We start from the raw sequence: 15,441 nt of genomic DNA, 5'->3' as shown, positions 1-15,441 counted from the left end.
GCCATGCGGCTGTCCATCAAGCGCTATCTGCCCACCGGCCTGTTTCAGCGTTCGCTTTTGATCATCGTGCTGCCGGTGGCGCTGATGCAGGTGGCGGTGACGTGGGCGTTCTTTGAACAGCACTGGCAGACCACCACCGCGCGGCTGTCGGAGAGCGTCGCCGGCGACGTGGCCATGGTGGTGGCGCTTTATGAGCGCGCCGGCCCGTCCGGGTTTGACGAGATCGCGCGCACGGCCTTCGACACGACGGGCCTCAGCGTGGACCTGCGCGAGGACGAGGCCCTGCCGGCGAGCCGGCGCACGGCGTTCTTCCGGGTGCTGGACCGCACGCTGCGCAGCGCCCTCTCGGCCCGGCTCAACGATGCGTTCTGGTTCGACACCACGCGCTATCCTGAATATGTCGACATCCGCGTGTCGGTGGATGGCGACGTGCTGCGCTTCATCGCCGTGCGCGACCGGGTGTTCGCCACCACCGGGCATATCTTCGTAATCTGGCTGTTCGGCGCCAGCCTGCTGCTGACGGCGGTGGCGATCATCTTCATCCGCAATCAGGTCAAGCCGATCCGCCAGCTCGCCGAGGCCGCCGAGGCGTTCGGGCGCGGCCAGGATCTGGAGCGTTTCAAGCCCGCCGGCGCGCGCGAGGTGCGCCAGGCCGCGCTCGCCTTTATGGACATGCGCGGGCGGCTGAAACGCCATATGGAGCAGCGCACCCAGCTGCTCGCCGGCGTCAGCCATGATCTGCGCACGCCGCTGACGCGCCTGCGCCTGCAGCTGGCCATGATGCCCGCCAGCGACGAGCGCGAGGCGGCGAGGCGCGACATCGCGGAGATGGAGGCGGCGCTGGAGGAATATCTCGCCTTCGCCCGCGGTCAGGCCGGCGAGGAGCCGGGCCGGGTGGACCTGGTGGTGCTGTGCGAGACCCTGGGCGACGACGCGGCGCGCGAGGGCGTGGATCTGCAGCTGGATCTGGAGGAGGGGCTCAGCGTGCACGGGCGCGAAAACGCCCTGAAGCGCGCCCTCGCCAACCTGGTCCAGAACGCCGCCGCCCACGCCGGGACGGTCACCTTGAGCGCCCGCCGCAACGGCCTGCGCGCGGATATCTGCATCGATGACGACGGTCCGGGCATCGCGCCGGAAGCGCGCGAAGAGGCGTTCCGCCCGTTCAGCCGGCTTGATGAAAGCCGCAACGCCAACCGCACCGGCGTCGGCCTGGGGCTCGCCATCGCCCGCGACACGGTGCGCGCCCATGGCGGCGAGCTGCGCCTGGAGCATTCACCTCTGGGCGGCCTTCGGGCCCGGGTCAGCCTGCCGATCTGAGGCTGGCCCGCCGCTTGCGTCGCGCTTCAAGATCGTGACTATGGCTGGCCGGGGAGCGCCAACATGAAACATTTTCTGGGCTTTGCACTGGCGGCGATGTTGACGCTGGCCGCATTCGCCGCGAGCACGGCGGCGCCGGCGAGCGCGCAGGCGCTGGGCCCTGAGGGCCGCGTCTACGCCGTGGAGACGCAAGACGGGCGCTATAACGCCCAGTTCCGGCGCGGCGGACGCTATGAGGACAGCCGCGGCGCCACCGGCTTCTGGCAATTTGACGGGCGGACGCTGTGCGTCATCGTGCGGCCTCCGCGCGGCATGGAGTACGAAACCTGCATGCCCTGGCGCGATGTGGGTGTGGGCGAGCGCTTTGAAAGCCGCGCCTGGACGCCCGACGGCTCGCCGGCGCGGATCACCCGCGTCGAGTAGGCGTTACAGAGCGGGGCTGCAGTGTTAAGCTTTGGGTAACGCATCGGTCGGGGGGGCCGGAGCGAGCCATTCGAGGGATTTCACCATGGGCCGTATTCTCGGGCGCACCGCCAACGCCACTTTCACGATCTTCTTGTCGTTCGTTCTGTCCTACGTGATGCTCATCGCGCTGGCCCTGCTCTATCCCGAAGGCCTGAACTGGATGGTTCAGCGCGCCAAGGAATTCGAGGCCGTGATCGTCCAGCCCGACATTCCGGTCCAGTACCGGGTCTGGCTCGATCTGCTGATCGAGGAGGGCGCGATCCTCCTGCTGTTCTTCACGGTGTTCGCCCGGATCATCCTGGCCATCGTGCTGTCTATGCTCACCGCGGCCGTGCCGTCCTCCATGAAGGGCGGGCGCTAGGGATCACGGCGTCCGGCGCGGCTCGCGCGGCAGGGGCGTCGGCGCGAGACCCGCATAGAGGCGGTAAAGCGCGCACTAGAGCTATTTCGGTCGATTCTGATCGACCAATATCGCTCTAACTCTTTGGCTTGTCGCCTTTTCGAACCGCGAAACCGGTACCCACTTTCGCTGAAAATGCTCTAGCGGAAGGGCGGCTCGTCAAAGCTTCGAAGCTTGCGCGAGTGCAGGCCCGCCGAGCCTTCACGCTTGAGACTCTCCACCGCCTCGATCCCCGCCGCCAGGTGCTCGCTGACGCTTTTCTGATAAAAGCGATTGGCCGCGCCGGGCAGTTTCAATTCGCCATGGAGCGGCTTGTCCGATACGCATAAAAGCGTGCCGTAGGGCACCCTTAAGCGAAATCCGTTGGCGGCGATGGTGGCGCTTTCCATGTCCACGGCGATGGAGCGCGACTGGTTGATGCGCCGCGCCTCCTGCAGATAGCGCAGCTCCCAGTTCCGGTCGGCGTAGGTGACCACCGTGCCGGTGCGAAGGCGGCGCTTCAGCGCCTCGCCGGAATCGCCGGACACCGTCTCCACCGCCTTTTGCAGGGCCACCTGGATCTCCGCGATGGGCGGGATCGGGATCTCCACCGGCAGATCCTTGTCCAGCACGCTGTCATATCGAAGATAGGCGTGAGCCAGGACATAGTCGCCCAGCCGCTGGGAATGGCGAAGCCCGCCGCAATGGCCCACCATCAGCCAGCATTCAGGCCGCAGCACGGCGAGATGGTCGGTGATCGTCTTGGCGTTGGACGGTCCCACCCCGATATTCACCAGCGTGATGCCGCGCCCGTTGGGGGCGACCAGGTGATAGGCCGGCATCTGGAAGCGCCGCCACGGCGCGGCCGCGATCTCTCCGACGGGATCTTCGGAGTCCGCGGTGACGCGCACGAAGCCGGCGGCGGACAGGGCCTCGTAGTCGTTATCGCCCTTCAGTTGCTCGGCGGCCCACTCCACGAAGGCGTCCACATAGCGGTGATAGTTTGTGAACAGGATGAAATCCTGCACATCCTCGCTGGGCGTGCCGGTATAATGCTTGATGCGCTGGAGCGAATAATCGGTGCGCGCCGCATCGAACAGCGACAGGGGACGCGGGACCCCCGGCAGGCTAGGCCGGTCGCCATTGGGCAGGGCGTCGTCCACCATGGCCAGATCGGCGTAGGGGAAGTGGCGCACCAGCTCGGCCGGGCTCGCCGCATCCATGTCGAGGCCCTCAGCGCCGTCCAGCACGTAGGAGAAGGGGATCTCCTGGGTGGACAGGCCGGTCTCGATCTTGATGGGGTATTCACCGGCCAGAAGCTCGATCTGCTCCACAAGATAGCGCCGGAAGCGCGCCGGATTGGTCACGGTGCGCGCATAGACCCCGGCTTCGGAGAACTTGCCGAAGGCCCGGCTCACCGGCGGCACGGCGCCTTCGGGCAGATAGGTGATGCGCAATTCCGGATAGGAGAACGCGCCGGCGTAGCGCTCGGCCTCGCTGGGCGGCGGTCCGCCGTCCAGATAGATTTTCAGCTCGTCGCGCAGGGCCGTCACCGAGCCCTCATAGAGCTCGGCCATGCGCTCCACGGCTTCCTGGGCTGTTGCGGCCTTCTTGAAGGTCTTGGCGACCGCTTCTGCGGAAACGAGGCTGGCCGAGCTCACCTAGTCCTCGCGCTTCACGAACGTCACGGTGAACAAAGGATCGCCGTTGAAGGCCGGCTTGGTGTCGCCGTTCTCTTCGATGGAGTGGAACACGGTGGGCTCGATTCGCCCTTCCATGCGGTATCCGCGCTCGGACATGCGTCCGCGGTGAAATTCCAGCGCTGCGGCGGAAAAGGTCTTCGCCAGGAAGGTGATGCGGTGCGGTTCGTCGGCCATGGTGAGCCTCCTTTCAAATCAGTCATCCCTCGCTGGATAGCCGTTTCCAGGCCCGGTTTAAAGCGCGGCGCGCGCGAGAAGTTCACTCCAGGGTCAATCCGCGCCGCAGCGTCCGCCGGTGAGCCGCGCCACGACGGCGGGATCGGCGTCGGTTTGCGCCGGCTCCAGCTCCAGTGCGCACGCCATTACGGCGTACAGATTGACGTTCTCGAACGGCGCGGCGCTTATCCCTTGGTCAAAGCGCGGACCGGCGCCGATGAAGGTCGCGGCCATCTCGGGTGCTGCGTTGTCATAGCCATGGACGCCGGGATAGGGCGCGCGGGGGGAGGTGACGAGGCTCGGCGCACTCAGCGCCCAGCCCACATCGGCCAGAACGAACAGGTCCGGGCCGCGCGTGGGGTGATCGAAGCGGAAGCGGTCCGGGGTTTCGCCGCGCCGCCAGACCTGCATCCGGGGATGGGCGCCGTTCAACGCGTCATGGGCCGCATCGATGGCGGCGGGCTCCCCGAACATCGTCACGAAAGGACGAAGGCCGGCGCCGTGGCGGCCCTCCATCTCAGGGGCGTGGAGGCTGTCGAAGTCGATCAGCTCATCGAGTGCGATGGTCTGGTCAAAATCCAGCTGCGCCATGCCGTGATCGGAGACGACCATGATGTTCGTGGTTTCAAGCAGGCCCCGCGCGCGCAGGCCCTCCACCAGCTGGCCCACATAGCCGTCCACCTCGGCCACGGCCTGCGCGGTGCGGGCGTCCTCGGGGCCGAAGGCGTGACCGGCGGTGTCCACCCGGTCGAAATACACCGCGGCGAAGCGCGGACGTTCATCGGCCGGACGATCAAACCAGGACAGCACCGTATCGACGCGCTCCTGATAGGGCTTTTCATGCTCATAGGGCGACCAGTCAGTGGGCCGCACGCCGTCGATGGCGGTCTCAGATCCCAGCCAGAACATCACACCGGTGGCCAGGCCCTGGCGCTCCGCGGTGATCCAGATCGGTTCGCCGCCCCACCATTTGGGATCGCTGGTGGAGATCCCGTTCACAAACGTCTCGCCGGTCCCGGAGTCGTAAGGCGCGTTGGTCACCATGCCGTGGGTCTCCGGATAGAGGCCCGTGGCGATGGAATAAAAGTTCACGAACGTCACCGACGGCATGACCGGGATCATCGCCTCGGCGGTCGTTCCGCGCGCCGCCAGCGCCTGCAGATTGGCCGCGCCGTAGCGCTCCACCATGTCGGGTCGCAGGCCGTCGAGCCCGATCAGGAGCACGCGTTCCGGTTCGGACGCAGCCCGGGACGGCGTGGCGTGCGGCGCTTGCGTAACGCAGGCGGTGAGCGCGAGGGCGGCGCAGAGCCCCGCAACGGTGCGTAAAGCGGTCATCATCGAATCCCCATTCTGACCAGGGCCGTGATAGGCGGTCGAGGTGACCTCTCTGTGACAATTGCGATCTGGCCGCAGTGCAGCAAAACCGCTATGCGGGTCGTCACTTTCCCCAACAGGACCAACGCCCATGACCGCCCCCCGCCTCTATGACTGGACCGTGATGAAATTTGGCGGCGTGTCCGTCGCCGATCCCGCGCGCTGGACCACCATCGCCGCGCTGGCGAAGGTGCGCCTTCAAGACGGCGGCAAGGTCCTCATCGTCCATTCCGCGCTGGCCGGCGTCTCCAACGCCCTCGAAGCGCTGCCCGGTGAAGCGCTGGCGGGGCGCGGCGAGGCGGCGGCCGACGCGGTCAAGCAAATCCATCGCGACTTCGCCGCCAAGGCCGGGCTCGACGCCGACGCGCTCCTGTCTGCGGCGTTTGAAACCCTGGACCGGCTCAGCGCCGGGGTGGCGCTGATCGGCGAGGCGAGCCCGCGCGTGCGCGCTGAAGTTCTGGCGCTGGGCGAATTGATGGCGAGCCGGCTGGGCCTTGCATGCCTTGAAGCCGAAGGCCTCACCGCGTCCGGCCTTGACGCCCGCGAGGCGCTGGCCGCGCAAAATGACGGCGAGGACGCCCGCGCCTATCTCGATAACGCCGTGTCCGACGCTGCGGACAGTGAGCTTGCAGAGCGCCTGTCCGGCGAGACTCTGGTGCTCACCCAGGGCTTCATCTGCCGCAATGGGCGCGGCGAGACCTGCCTTCTGGGCCGGGGCGGATCGGACACCTCGGCGGCCTATTTCGCCGCCAAGCTGCAAGCGCAAAAGCTGGAGATCTGGACCGACGTGCCGGGCCTGTTCAGCGCCGATCCGCGCCTCACCGCCGGGGCGCGCCATTTGCGGGCGCTGTCCTATGAGGAGGCCCAGGAGATCGCCACCATGGGCGGCAAGGTGCTGCATCCGCGCTGCATCGGCCCGGCCCGGCGCGCCGGCGTGCCCATGGAGGTGCGCTCCACCCTGCGCCCTGATCTTGCGGGCACGGCCATCACGTCCGAGCCCGGCGACGACGCGCCGCGCCTGAAAGCGGTGTCGGTGAAATCCGGCGTGCGCCTGGTGGTGATGGAAGGCTCCGGCATGTGGCGCCAGGCGGGTTTCCTGGCCGAGGTGTTCGCCGCGTTCAAGGCGGTGGGCGTGTCGGTGGATCTGGTCTCCACGTCGGAAACCAACATCACCGTGAGCCTTGATCCCGATCCCGGCCTTGATCAGGCGCGCCTGTCGCGCCTGAGGGCGGCGCTGGAGCCTTTGTGCCGGGTGAAGATCATCGAAAATGCGGCCGCCGTGAGCCTTCTGGGCTATGGCATAAGGCGCATCCTGCACCAGCTCGCCCCGGCGCTGGAGATGTTCCAGGACAAGCCGATCCTTCTGGTGAGCCAGGCGGCCAACGACCTGAACTTCACCGTGGTGGTCAATGAGAGCGAGGGCCGCACCCTGGCCGCGCGCCTGCATGAAGAGCTCATCGGCCCGGCGCCGGAAGGCCCGGTCTTTGGCCCCAGCTGGTCGGAGATTCAAGGCCCGGCCCGCAATCGCGAGCCCCGCCCGGATCCGTGGTGGATGGGCAAGCGCGACGCGCTTTTGAAAGCCGCGCCGCAAACCGGCGGGCTTTATGTCTATGACCTCGACACCGTGCGCAATCGCGCCGGCGCCGTGGCGGGGCTGAAGAGTCTCGACCGCGCCTTCTACGCCATGAAGGCCAACAACCATCCAGACGTGCTGCGCACGATCCGCGAGGCCGGTTTGGGGTTTGAATGCGTGTCGCCGGGCGAGATCGCGCGCCTGCGCGAAACCTTCCCCGATCTTCTCATGGACGAGGTGTTGTTCACCCCCAATTTCGCCCATCGCTCCGAATATGAGGCGGCGCGGGCGCTGGGCGTCAATCTCACCATTGACGGGCTTCATCCGCTCACTGAATGGCCCGACGTGTTCAAGGGCGCGCGGGTGATCCTCAGGATCAATCCCGACCGCGCCCGCGGCCACCATGAGCATGTGAAGACCGCCGGCCCGAAGGCGAAGTTCGGCATTCCGCTCGCCGCCCTTTCCGACGCGCGCGAGGCCGCGGCGAAGGCCGGCGCCACGGTGGTGGGTCTGCACGCCCACGCCGGATCCGGCGTCACCGAGCCGGGACACTGGCGCGAGATCGGCGCGATCCTCGCCAAGGCCGCCGAAGGGTTCTCAGATGTGGAGATCCTCAATGTGGGCGGCGGGCTCGGCGTTCCCGAAAACGCCGACGCGCCGGCGCTGGATCTGTCAAAAGTGGACGAGGATGTGGCGACGCTGAAACGCGCCCATCCCGGCTACCAGATCTGGATGGAGCCGGGCCGCTATCCGGTGGCCGAGTCCGGCGTGCTCCTGTCGCGCGTCACCCAGGTCAAGCACGCCTTCGGGGCGCGCTTCATCGGGCTGGGCACCGGCATGAACTCGCTCATCCGCCCGGCGCTCTATGGCGCGCGCCACGAAATGGCGAACCTCACGCGGCTGGGCGAAGCGGCCTCGGGCCTCGCCTCCATCGTGGGTCCGATCTGCGAAAGCGCGGACCTCCTGGGCGCCGAACGCCTGATGCCGGAAACCTTCGAAGGCGACGTCATGCTGATCGCCGAAGCCGGCGCCTACGGCGCGGTGATGGCCTCGCGGTATAATCTGCGGGAGCCGGCAGGGGAGACGGTGATTTTGGGCGGCGGCTGCCCCCTCCCCTTGATGGGTGCGGTGTGATGACGAGCGCCTGTTCTGCAAAGGCAGGCGCCGCCACCCCTCCGCCCCGCGCTGACGCGCGGCGCACCTCCCCCATCAAGGGGGAGGACAGAGGCGTAGAGTCCAGCCAGAACGCACCAAGGCTCAAGACAGACGCTGCGCTCCTGTCCCTCCCCTGGATGGGGAGGGTGGGCGCGCCGGTAGGCGCGGTCGGGTGGGGTGAGATCACGGGCGCGAACACTCATGAGGTTGGCGCAACCACCCCCTCCTCCGTGCGCTTCGCCGGGCGTTCGCCTGTTCGATCGATCCCCCGGATCAATCTTGGCAGGCTCACCCCCTCCCCCCATCAAGGGGGAGGAAAAGGCTCGCCGCTATTCCACGCCGGGCCGGGTCTTCGGATCGAGCTGATCGAGCGCCTGCAGAAGCGCAGCGGTGTGGACGGGAAGCCCGGTCTCGTTCATGCGGGCCAGCACCGCGTCGCAGGCGCGGTCCAGTGCGCTTTCCCACTCTGCGCGCACGGCGTCGGCGTCGGTCTTGTCCGGGGCGGCGTATTCGCGCCATTCAAAATAGCTCGCCAGCACCCCGCCGGCATTGGCGAGAATGTCCGGCGCGCTCCAGCGGCCGCGTTTTTCCAGCACGGCGTAGCCGCGGCGCGTCACCGGGGCGTTGGCGATCTCCACGATGGCTGACGCTGCGACGTCCTTCGCGCAGCGCGCCGTGATCACGTCGGAGCGCGCGGCCAGCACCAGCACATCGGCGTTGATCTTCAGAATGTCGATGGGATCGGCCGGATCGCCCACGCGGCCCGTCTTCGACTTACGCGCGTCAAGCTCCTGCGCATCGATCCCGTCAGGATCATGGGCGAGACTTCTGGAATCGGCGGCGGCCACCAGTGTCGCGCCGTCTTTCAGCGCCGCCTCCACAAAGCCGCGTGCGCCCTTGCCATAGCCGTGGATGGCGATGCGCGGCTTTTGCGCCCCGCCGCATTCGCGCGCAAGGCGGCGATAGACCCGCCAGGCGCCTTCGCCCGTGGCGCCGGCGCGAAGCGCCAGCCCGCCCTTGTCCGCCGGCAATCCGGTCACGGGGGCCCTTGAGTCGCCCGGCCTGATTCCCAGCGCCTGCGCCATGGCGGCCATCTCGTCCGGCCCTGTCGCCACGTCCGGCGCCGGCACGTCGCTGTCCGGGTCGATCACGTCCTTGAAGGCGAGGGCGTAACTGGCGGCGATCTCGGCTTTCTGCTCGTCGGAGAGATCGCCCGCGTCGACCCGCACCGCGCCCTTGGCGCCGCCGAAGGGCAGGCCCAGAAGCGCGCATTTCAGGCTCATGAGGAGCGCCAGGCGTTCAGCCTCGTCCATGTCGGCGTCGGCGGAAAACCGCACGCCGCCCTTGGTGGGCTCACCGGCCTGGGCGAAGCGCACGCGGAACGCGTCCAGCTTGCCGTCCGGGCCGTCTATCTCTGCCTCCAGCCGGTCGCTGGGCGCGTCCAGCATCTTCACCGCGGCGCGGATCTTGTCGTCGCCATGGCTCCTGGCGATGTGGTCGATGCGCTTGCGGGCGTCTTTCAAGGGATCGTAGGCGATCATGGCGCTCTGTCTTTTGTTGCGACATCCTATAACTGGCGCTGTCGTGGGGAGTTTCAAATCGGAAGCGGCGCACCGGCGCCCGTTTGCGTTTTCCCGCCCACCTCGCTTAGGGTCGCGGCCTCAAACATTTCGGGGAGCGAACATGCTGAAATCCTTCATCACCGCGCTGGGCGCGGCGCTGGTTCTCACCGCGCCGAGCCTGGCGCAGGACGCCGAGACACGCGCGGCCGATATTCCTGAGCCGCGCAGCTGGGAAAGCCGGGGCGAGATCACCGCCAACGGCGAGCGCGTGCGCTACCGGGTCGTCGCCGGCGAGACCTATCTGCGCAATGATGACGGAGAGCCCACCGGCTCAATCTTCTCCACCGCCTATATCAAGGACGGCGAGAACGATCCGCGCACGCGGCCCGTCGCTTTTGTGTTCAATGGCGGGCCGGGTTCGGCCTCGCTGTGGCTTCACATGGGCGTGATCGGTCCGAAACGCGTCGTGCTGCCCAGCGAACCGCCGGGCGATGACGGCGCGGCGCCGTTCGACGTGCGCGACAATCCTGAAACTTTGCTTGGCGAGGCTGATCTGGTGTTCATCGATCCGGTGGGCACCGGCTGGAGCCGGGCGCTGGGCGACACCGACGCCGCGGAGGAATTCTGGGGCGTGGACGAGGACGCCGCCTCCATCGCCGAATTCATCCGCCGCTGGCTGGCGGAAAACCGCCGCTGGGCCTCGCCGAAATATCTTGTGGGTGAAAGCTATGGCACCACGCGCATCGGCGCGCTGATGCGCCAGCTGGAATCGGGGTGGAACGACGTGTCCATCAACGGGGTGGCGCTGATCTCCACCGTGCTGGATTTCAAGCTCGACCACACCGCGCCGGGCAATGATATCGGCTATATCGGGCTGATGCCCGGCTACGCCGCGGCGGCCTGGTATCACGAGCAGATCGACCGCAGCGCTTGGAATGGCGACTACGACGCCTTCCTCGATGACGCCCGCGCCTTCGCCACCGACGAGTACCTGCCCGCTCTGGTGCGCGGCGCCACACTGCCGGCGCAAGACGAGCAGCGCGTCATCGCGCGCCTGTCCGACTTCATCGGCCTGTCGGAGGACTATCTGCGCCGGGCCAATATGCGGGTCTCGCTGTCGAATTTCCGCACCGAGCTGTTGCGCGATCAAGGCCTCAGCGTCGGGCGTTTTGATGCACGCTTCACCGGGATCGAGCCGGACGCCATCTCCGACAGCCCCGAAGGCGACCCGTCGGGTTATGGCATCGACGGCGCGTACACTGCGGCGATGCTGGACTATTTCACCCGCGATCTCGGCGTCGACATCACCGAGCCATACACCACGCTGGGCGGCGTGCGCGAATGGAACTGGGACGCCGGTCCGGCGGGCGGCGACAATTCCTATGTCAATGTCTCGCCCTGGCTGGAGCGGGCCATGCGCCAGAACAGTGATCTGCGCGTACTGGCGGCGAACGGGATCTATGATCTCGCCACGCCCTTCTTCGCCACCGAGATGACGTTCAACCGGCCCGGCTATGACCAGGACCGGGTAACGTTCACCTATTATCCGGCCGGCCACATGATGTATCTGCACCAGCCGAGCATCGAGCAGCTGGGCCAGGACCTGCGCGACTTCGTCGAGTAGGCTCATAAGCCACAGGAAAAGGGCGCTGGCGGACATCCGCTCAGCGCCTTTTTTGTGTCTGCGGGCGGGCGTCAGTCCTCGCCCAGGCGGAACAGGGCGTCGTCATAGGGGACGCCGGTTTCAAACCGGGTCCAGTAGATCTCGTTGGCCTTCACGCCGTCATAATACAGCCGCACCCGGCCCGGCTGCAGCCAGCCGCCGTCCTCATTGCGGTAGAACTGGGAATAAATCCGCTCATGCCAGCCGCGCGGCGTGTCAAAGCCGACCCGCACCACGGAAAAATCGCCTTGGCGGATATTGAACAGCGTCTCGCCGCCGGCCGGATCGTTCACCTGCACGGTATAGGCCGGCGCGCCGTCCACATAATCGTCGGGCAGGCGATCAACGCCATAGCCCGCGTCCAGCGCGTGGCGGATTACTCCAAAGCCGAAATTTGACGCCCAGCGCTCTGAATCCGCGTCCTCTTCGACGCGGCCGTTCTGATCATAGGTGTGACGGCCGTCAAAGGCGATCTGGAAGACCGGCTCGCCGTTCGCCAGGCCCTCGATGCGCACCCGGCCGTCGGCGGCGTGGGCGGCGTCTTTGGAGACCGGATAGACCCGCCACATGCAATAGGGCTCATAGCGCACGAAATCTTGCGACCCGCGCCAGAACAGGCCGTAGCCCTCCATGAAGAGGCTGTCCGGATTGACCCACGCCTCCCCGCCGGCGGCCTCATAGGCGGCGGCCACGATCTGAGGCCCTGTGAGCGCATCAGGCTCGGTCACGGGCGGCGCTTCGGCGAGGGCGCCTGCGCCAGGGTAAACGACCCCGCTGGCGAGAAGGACGAGACAGGCGGCGATGCGGATCATGGCGGCTCCCCGGATTATTTTCGTGCAAGGCCCTTGCCTCGCATGGGTCTTAAAATGGTATACCATTTCAAGACGGGGTCGGCGAGACGGCCCGCGCCATATTCTGGGGAGATTTCATGAAGCTGTTGCGCTCCGCCACGCTCACCGTGGCCGATCTGGACGCCGCCATCGCCCGCTACCGCGATTATCTTGATTACACCGTGGTCCATGAAGGCGAGATGTCCGCCGACCTCGCCGCCTTTCTGCATGCCCCGAAATCTGAAGGCGCGCGCTATTGCGTCATGCAGCCGGCGTCGGGCGTGGAGATCTATCTGCGCCTGGTGGAGCAGCCGAGCGTGGCGGGCTATACGCCGCTCACCAGCTATGGCTGGGCCGCTATCGAGGTCTGCGTCCAGGACGTGCTGGCCGCCCATGAGCGCATCAAGCTCTCGCCCTTTGAGGTGATCGGCCCGCCGCGCGAGATCGAGGGCCTGCCCGCCATTTATCCCATGCAGATCAAGGGTCCGGACGGGGAGATCGTCTATCTCACCCAGATTCGCGATAATCTGCCGGCCTATGATCTGCCGCGCGCCGCTGCGCCCATCGACCGGCTCTTCATCCTGGTGGTGGGCTGCTCGGACATGCACGCCAGCCTGAAATGGTTCGATGAGACGCTGAATTTCGAGACCGGGCGGGTGATGGAGATCGAATATCACATGCTCGCCGACGCCTACGGCACGCCGCGTAGCGAGATGCACACCATCGCCACCGGCATTCACGGCCGCGACGTGTTCCTGGAGCTGGACCAGTATCCAAAAGCGGCCACCGCGCGGCCCAAGCATGCCGGCATGCTGGATCCCGGCGCGGCTCTGGGCGGCTTCCTGCATCCTGATTTCGACAGCCTGAAGGGCTGGATCAGCGAACCCGCGGCGCGCGCCGAGGCGCCCTATAACGGCAAGCGCGCCGGGATTCTTCAGGGTCCGGACGGATTGCTTGTGGAGGTGGTGGAGCTTTAGCGGCGCGCTGCGCTCTCAAAATCATCGTGAATTCCAGGACAAGCGCGCAGATCCGGGACCTCGTCCATCCTCCGGCAAGAGGTCCAGGCTCGGCGCCCTTGCAGGGCTTGGCCGGGAATTCACAATTGCAGGATGGGCTATCGGATGCACCAGATCGTTCTCAAACACGCCATCGACCACAAGCCCCGCGCGGATGATTTCGAAATCATCGATGCGCCGCGTCCCGCCTGCCCGGACGGCGGCGTGGTGGTGAAGCTCTCCCATGTCTCCATGGACCCCTATGTGGGCGCGCGCCTGCGCGGGCGGCACATGGGCGAGCCTGCGCCGAAACCGGGCGAAGAGGCGATCCCCGGCCATGGCGTCGGCGTGGTGGTGGAGAGCCGCAGCGATACGGTCGGCGAGGGCGACGCCGTGCATCTGATGGCGGCGGGCTGGCGCGAATACGCCGCCGCCGACGCGGGCGCCGTGAGACAGATCAACACCGAGACAATTGCGCCCCAGGCCTATCTCTCCGTTCTGGGCATGCCGGGCCTCACCGCATGGGCGGGGATGACGCAGCTGGCCCGCGTGAAGGCAGGCGAGACGGTGCTTATCGACGCCGCCGCCGGCGCGGTGGGCGGAACCGCAGGTCAGATCGCCCGGGCTCGCGGCGCGGCGCGCGTGGTCGGGATCGCCGGCGGGGAGCAGAAATGCGCGCTGGTCACGGACACCTACCGCTTTGACGCCTGCATCGACTACCAGGCGCCGGGCTGGGAGGATGCGCTGAAAGACGCGCTGGGCGGGAGGATCGACGTGCATTTCGAGAATGTCTCTTCGGATATTCTCAATCTCGCCCTGACCCGGATGAAGCCCTATGGCCGGGCGATCCTGTGCGGTCTGGCGGCCCATTATCAGACCGGCCAGCCGGGGCCGGGCATCAATTTCGGGCCGATCATCGGCGCGCGCGCAAGCCTTCACGGGCTGGTGGTCTATGATTTTTATGACCGGTGGGACGTCTTCACCGAGGAGATCGCCCCCTTTGTGCGCACCGGAGAGATCACCATCGCCGAGGATGTCGCGGCGGGTCTCGCCGCCGCGCCCGAAGCGTTTGAACGGCTCATGGACGGGCGTAATCGCGGCAAGGCGCTGATCGCCCTTTGACGGCCCGCCGGCATAGCTGGGGCGTGCGCGGCGCGGTGCGCGTCAAGGGCCGGGCCGTGCATTACCGGCGTGCGGGCAAGCCCGGCGCCCCGGTGGTGATCCTCCTTCACGGGTCCCCGGAAAGCGCTTCGGCGCTGTTCGCGGTGGCGGCCGCGCTTGAAGGCCGGTTCGACGTCATCGGGTTTGACACCCCCGGAAACGGACTTTCGGACCCCTTGGACGTGTCTGATCCATATGCGGACGATTATGCGCGCGCGCTGTTCGCCTTCATGGATGTGATGGGGGTTGAGCGCGCCGGGCTTTACGGATTTCACACCGGCGCCGGCACGGCCATGAGCGCGGCGCTTCTGGCGCCTGAGCGCGTCGCGGCGCTGGCGCTTGACGGCTATGCGGTCTGGACCCCGCAGGAGCGAGACGACCTGCTGGCGCGCTACTGCGTGGTTCACACACCGGTGTGGGACGGGTCGCATCTGGCCCGAATCTGGGCGCGGCTCGAAGAGCAGCTGATCTTCTTTCCGTGGAACACGCCGCGCCTTGATGCGCGTATGGACCTGGCGCCCACCCCAATTGAAGTCCGCCTGCGCCGTTTGCGGGACTGGCTGACGGCGTGGGAGAGTTATCCAGCGCCCTACCGCGCCGCCTTCAATCGCGACGGCCATGTGGGGCCGGATCGCACAGGCGTGCCGACGCTTCTGGGCGCTCAGGCCCGTGATCCTCTGTCCACGCATCTTGTCCGGCTGAGCGACTTAAGCGGGGCCGTTCGGGTCGCCAGCTGGGGCGAGGACCGCGAGCGCGCGCTGAGCGAGATCACGGCCCATCTGTCGGCATATCCCGGCGCGGCGGCCAAGACGCCAGAGCTTGAAACCAAAGCCGGCGATGCAGAGCTTCTCGCCAGCCTCGCCCGGCCCGCCGTCCGCCCTGGCTGGAGTCCGGACGACCATGGCGGATTTCTGCTCAAGCTCTGGCGTGATCTGCGGCTGGAGGCGATCGCCGCCGCGCCCGGTCAGGCGGCGTTGGACGCGGCTCTGGACCCGCTCACGCTGCACCGGCGCGTCACCGCGGCGATCCAGGCCGAAACCGGGCTCTGAGA

Annotated in this window: 13 protein-coding genes; 8 read left to right on the top strand and 5 right to left on the bottom strand. The window is 67.1% G+C overall.

From position 1 onward, the window contains the following. Window positions 1-3: 3 nt before the first annotated feature. From ACWCOP_RS12750 to ACWCOP_RS12740, 3 genes are all read left to right on the top strand, one after another. Window positions 4-1,317 carry an ATP-binding protein gene (locus ACWCOP_RS12750; protein ID WP_478248667.1) on the top strand — a complete coding sequence of 438 codons (1,314 nt, stop codon included), beginning with the start codon at window positions 4-6 and terminating at the stop codon, window positions 1,315-1,317. 63 nt (window positions 1,318-1,380) lie between these two features. Further along, a complete protein-coding gene (locus ACWCOP_RS12745) occupies window positions 1,381-1,740 on the top strand; it encodes a hypothetical protein (protein ID WP_478248666.1) in 360 nt (119 codons plus the stop codon). A gap of 85 nt (window positions 1,741-1,825) precedes the next feature. After that, a complete protein-coding gene (locus ACWCOP_RS12740; protein WP_478248665.1) occupies window positions 1,826-2,143 on the top strand; it encodes a hypothetical protein in 318 nt (105 codons plus the stop codon). Between the two features lie 179 nt (window positions 2,144-2,322). On the opposite strand, the gene ACWCOP_RS12735 is transcribed toward ACWCOP_RS12740, so the two are convergent. The 3 genes from ACWCOP_RS12735 to ACWCOP_RS12725 all read right to left on the bottom strand — a co-directional run bounded on the left by ACWCOP_RS12735 (window position 2,323) and on the right by ACWCOP_RS12725 (window position 5,412). Next, window positions 2,323-3,738, bottom strand: a complete 1,416-nt coding sequence (locus tag ACWCOP_RS12735; RefSeq protein WP_478250689.1) for an AMP nucleosidase — start codon at window positions 3,736-3,738, stop codon at window positions 2,323-2,325. Window positions 3,739-3,822: 84 nt separating this feature from the next. Beyond that, complete coding sequence (locus tag ACWCOP_RS12730) at window positions 3,823-4,038, bottom strand: AMP nucleosidase (protein WP_478248664.1); 216 nt, start codon at window positions 4,036-4,038, stop codon at window positions 3,823-3,825. A 93-nt stretch (window positions 4,039-4,131) separates the two neighbouring features. Further along, window positions 4,132-5,412, bottom strand: a complete 1,281-nt coding sequence (locus tag ACWCOP_RS12725) for an alkaline phosphatase family protein (protein WP_478248663.1) — start codon at window positions 5,410-5,412, stop codon at window positions 4,132-4,134. A gap of 130 nt (window positions 5,413-5,542) precedes the next feature. On the opposite strand from ACWCOP_RS12725, the gene ACWCOP_RS12720 reads away from it, so the two are divergent. After that, window positions 5,543-8,158: a bifunctional aspartate kinase/diaminopimelate decarboxylase gene (locus ACWCOP_RS12720; RefSeq protein WP_478248662.1), complete on the top strand. Its 2,616-nt coding sequence runs from the start codon at window positions 5,543-5,545 to the stop codon at window positions 8,156-8,158. A gap of 350 nt (window positions 8,159-8,508) precedes the next feature. Here ACWCOP_RS12720 and ACWCOP_RS12715 read toward each other — a convergent pair whose 3' ends face one another. Further along, window positions 8,509-9,720: a Glu/Leu/Phe/Val family dehydrogenase gene (locus ACWCOP_RS12715; protein ID WP_478248661.1), complete on the bottom strand. Its 1,212-nt coding sequence runs from the start codon at window positions 9,718-9,720 to the stop codon at window positions 8,509-8,511. A 142-nt stretch (window positions 9,721-9,862) separates the two neighbouring features. Here ACWCOP_RS12715 and ACWCOP_RS12710 point away from each other — a divergent pair, with 142 nt between their 5' ends. Then, complete coding sequence (locus ACWCOP_RS12710) at window positions 9,863-11,365, top strand: S10 family peptidase (protein ID WP_478248660.1); 1,503 nt, start codon at window positions 9,863-9,865, stop codon at window positions 11,363-11,365. A 71-nt stretch (window positions 11,366-11,436) separates the two neighbouring features. Here the strand turns inward: ACWCOP_RS12710 and ACWCOP_RS12705 are convergent, their stop codons facing one another. Beyond that, a complete protein-coding gene (locus ACWCOP_RS12705) occupies window positions 11,437-12,216 on the bottom strand; it encodes a hypothetical protein (protein ID WP_478248659.1) in 780 nt (259 codons plus the stop codon). A 116-nt stretch (window positions 12,217-12,332) separates the two neighbouring features. On the opposite strand from ACWCOP_RS12705, the gene ACWCOP_RS12700 reads away from it, so the two are divergent. The 3 genes from ACWCOP_RS12700 to ACWCOP_RS12690 all read left to right on the top strand — a co-directional run bounded on the left by ACWCOP_RS12700 (window position 12,333) and on the right by ACWCOP_RS12690 (window position 15,439). Then, window positions 12,333-13,211: a VOC family protein gene (locus ACWCOP_RS12700; RefSeq protein WP_478248658.1), complete on the top strand. Its 879-nt coding sequence runs from the start codon at window positions 12,333-12,335 to the stop codon at window positions 13,209-13,211. Window positions 13,212-13,355: 144 nt separating this feature from the next. Continuing rightward, window positions 13,356-14,351: a zinc-binding dehydrogenase gene (locus ACWCOP_RS12695; protein WP_478248657.1), complete on the top strand. Its 996-nt coding sequence runs from the start codon at window positions 13,356-13,358 to the stop codon at window positions 14,349-14,351. Continuing rightward, window positions 14,348-15,439 carry an alpha/beta fold hydrolase gene (locus tag ACWCOP_RS12690; RefSeq protein WP_478248656.1) on the top strand — a complete coding sequence of 364 codons (1,092 nt, stop codon included), beginning with the start codon at window positions 14,348-14,350 and terminating at the stop codon, window positions 15,437-15,439. The genes ACWCOP_RS12695 and ACWCOP_RS12690 overlap by 4 nt, the downstream gene beginning before the upstream one ends. Window positions 15,440-15,441 lie beyond the last annotated feature (2 nt).

This window comes from Apolloniradiicaulis salifontis, from assembly GCF_053756655.1.
This window is presented reverse-complemented; position numbering and strand designations above follow the sequence as displayed.

Excerpts from the sequence above, each read along its gene's own strand:
- ACWCOP_RS12725 (WP_478248663.1), bottom strand. The coding sequence starts at position 5,412 with ATGACCGCTTTACGCACCGTTGCGGGGCTCTGCGCCGCCCTCGCGCTC.
- ACWCOP_RS12720 (WP_478248662.1), top strand. The coding sequence starts at position 5,543 with ATGACCGCCCCCCGCCTCTATGACTGGACCGTGATGAAATTTGGCGGC.
- ACWCOP_RS12715 (WP_478248661.1), bottom strand. The coding sequence starts at position 9,720 with ATGATCGCCTACGATCCCTTGAAAGACGCCCGCAAGCGCATCGACCAC.
- ACWCOP_RS12750 (WP_478248667.1), top strand. The coding sequence starts at position 4 with ATGCGGCTGTCCATCAAGCGCTATCTGCCCACCGGCCTGTTTCAGCGT.
- ACWCOP_RS12745 (WP_478248666.1), top strand. The coding sequence starts at position 1,381 with ATGAAACATTTTCTGGGCTTTGCACTGGCGGCGATGTTGACGCTGGCC.
- ACWCOP_RS12705 (WP_478248659.1), bottom strand. The coding sequence starts at position 12,216 with ATGATCCGCATCGCCGCCTGTCTCGTCCTTCTCGCCAGCGGGGTCGTT.
- ACWCOP_RS12710 (WP_478248660.1), top strand. The coding sequence starts at position 9,863 with ATGCTGAAATCCTTCATCACCGCGCTGGGCGCGGCGCTGGTTCTCACC.
- ACWCOP_RS12735 (WP_478250689.1), bottom strand. The coding sequence starts at position 3,738 with ATGGCCGAGCTCTATGAGGGCTCGGTGACGGCCCTGCGCGACGAGCTG.
- ACWCOP_RS12700 (WP_478248658.1), top strand. The coding sequence starts at position 12,333 with ATGAAGCTGTTGCGCTCCGCCACGCTCACCGTGGCCGATCTGGACGCC.
- ACWCOP_RS12730 (WP_478248664.1), bottom strand. The coding sequence starts at position 4,038 with ATGGCCGACGAACCGCACCGCATCACCTTCCTGGCGAAGACCTTTTCC.
- ACWCOP_RS12740 (WP_478248665.1), top strand. The coding sequence starts at position 1,826 with ATGGGCCGTATTCTCGGGCGCACCGCCAACGCCACTTTCACGATCTTC.
- ACWCOP_RS12695 (WP_478248657.1), top strand. The coding sequence starts at position 13,356 with ATGCACCAGATCGTTCTCAAACACGCCATCGACCACAAGCCCCGCGCG.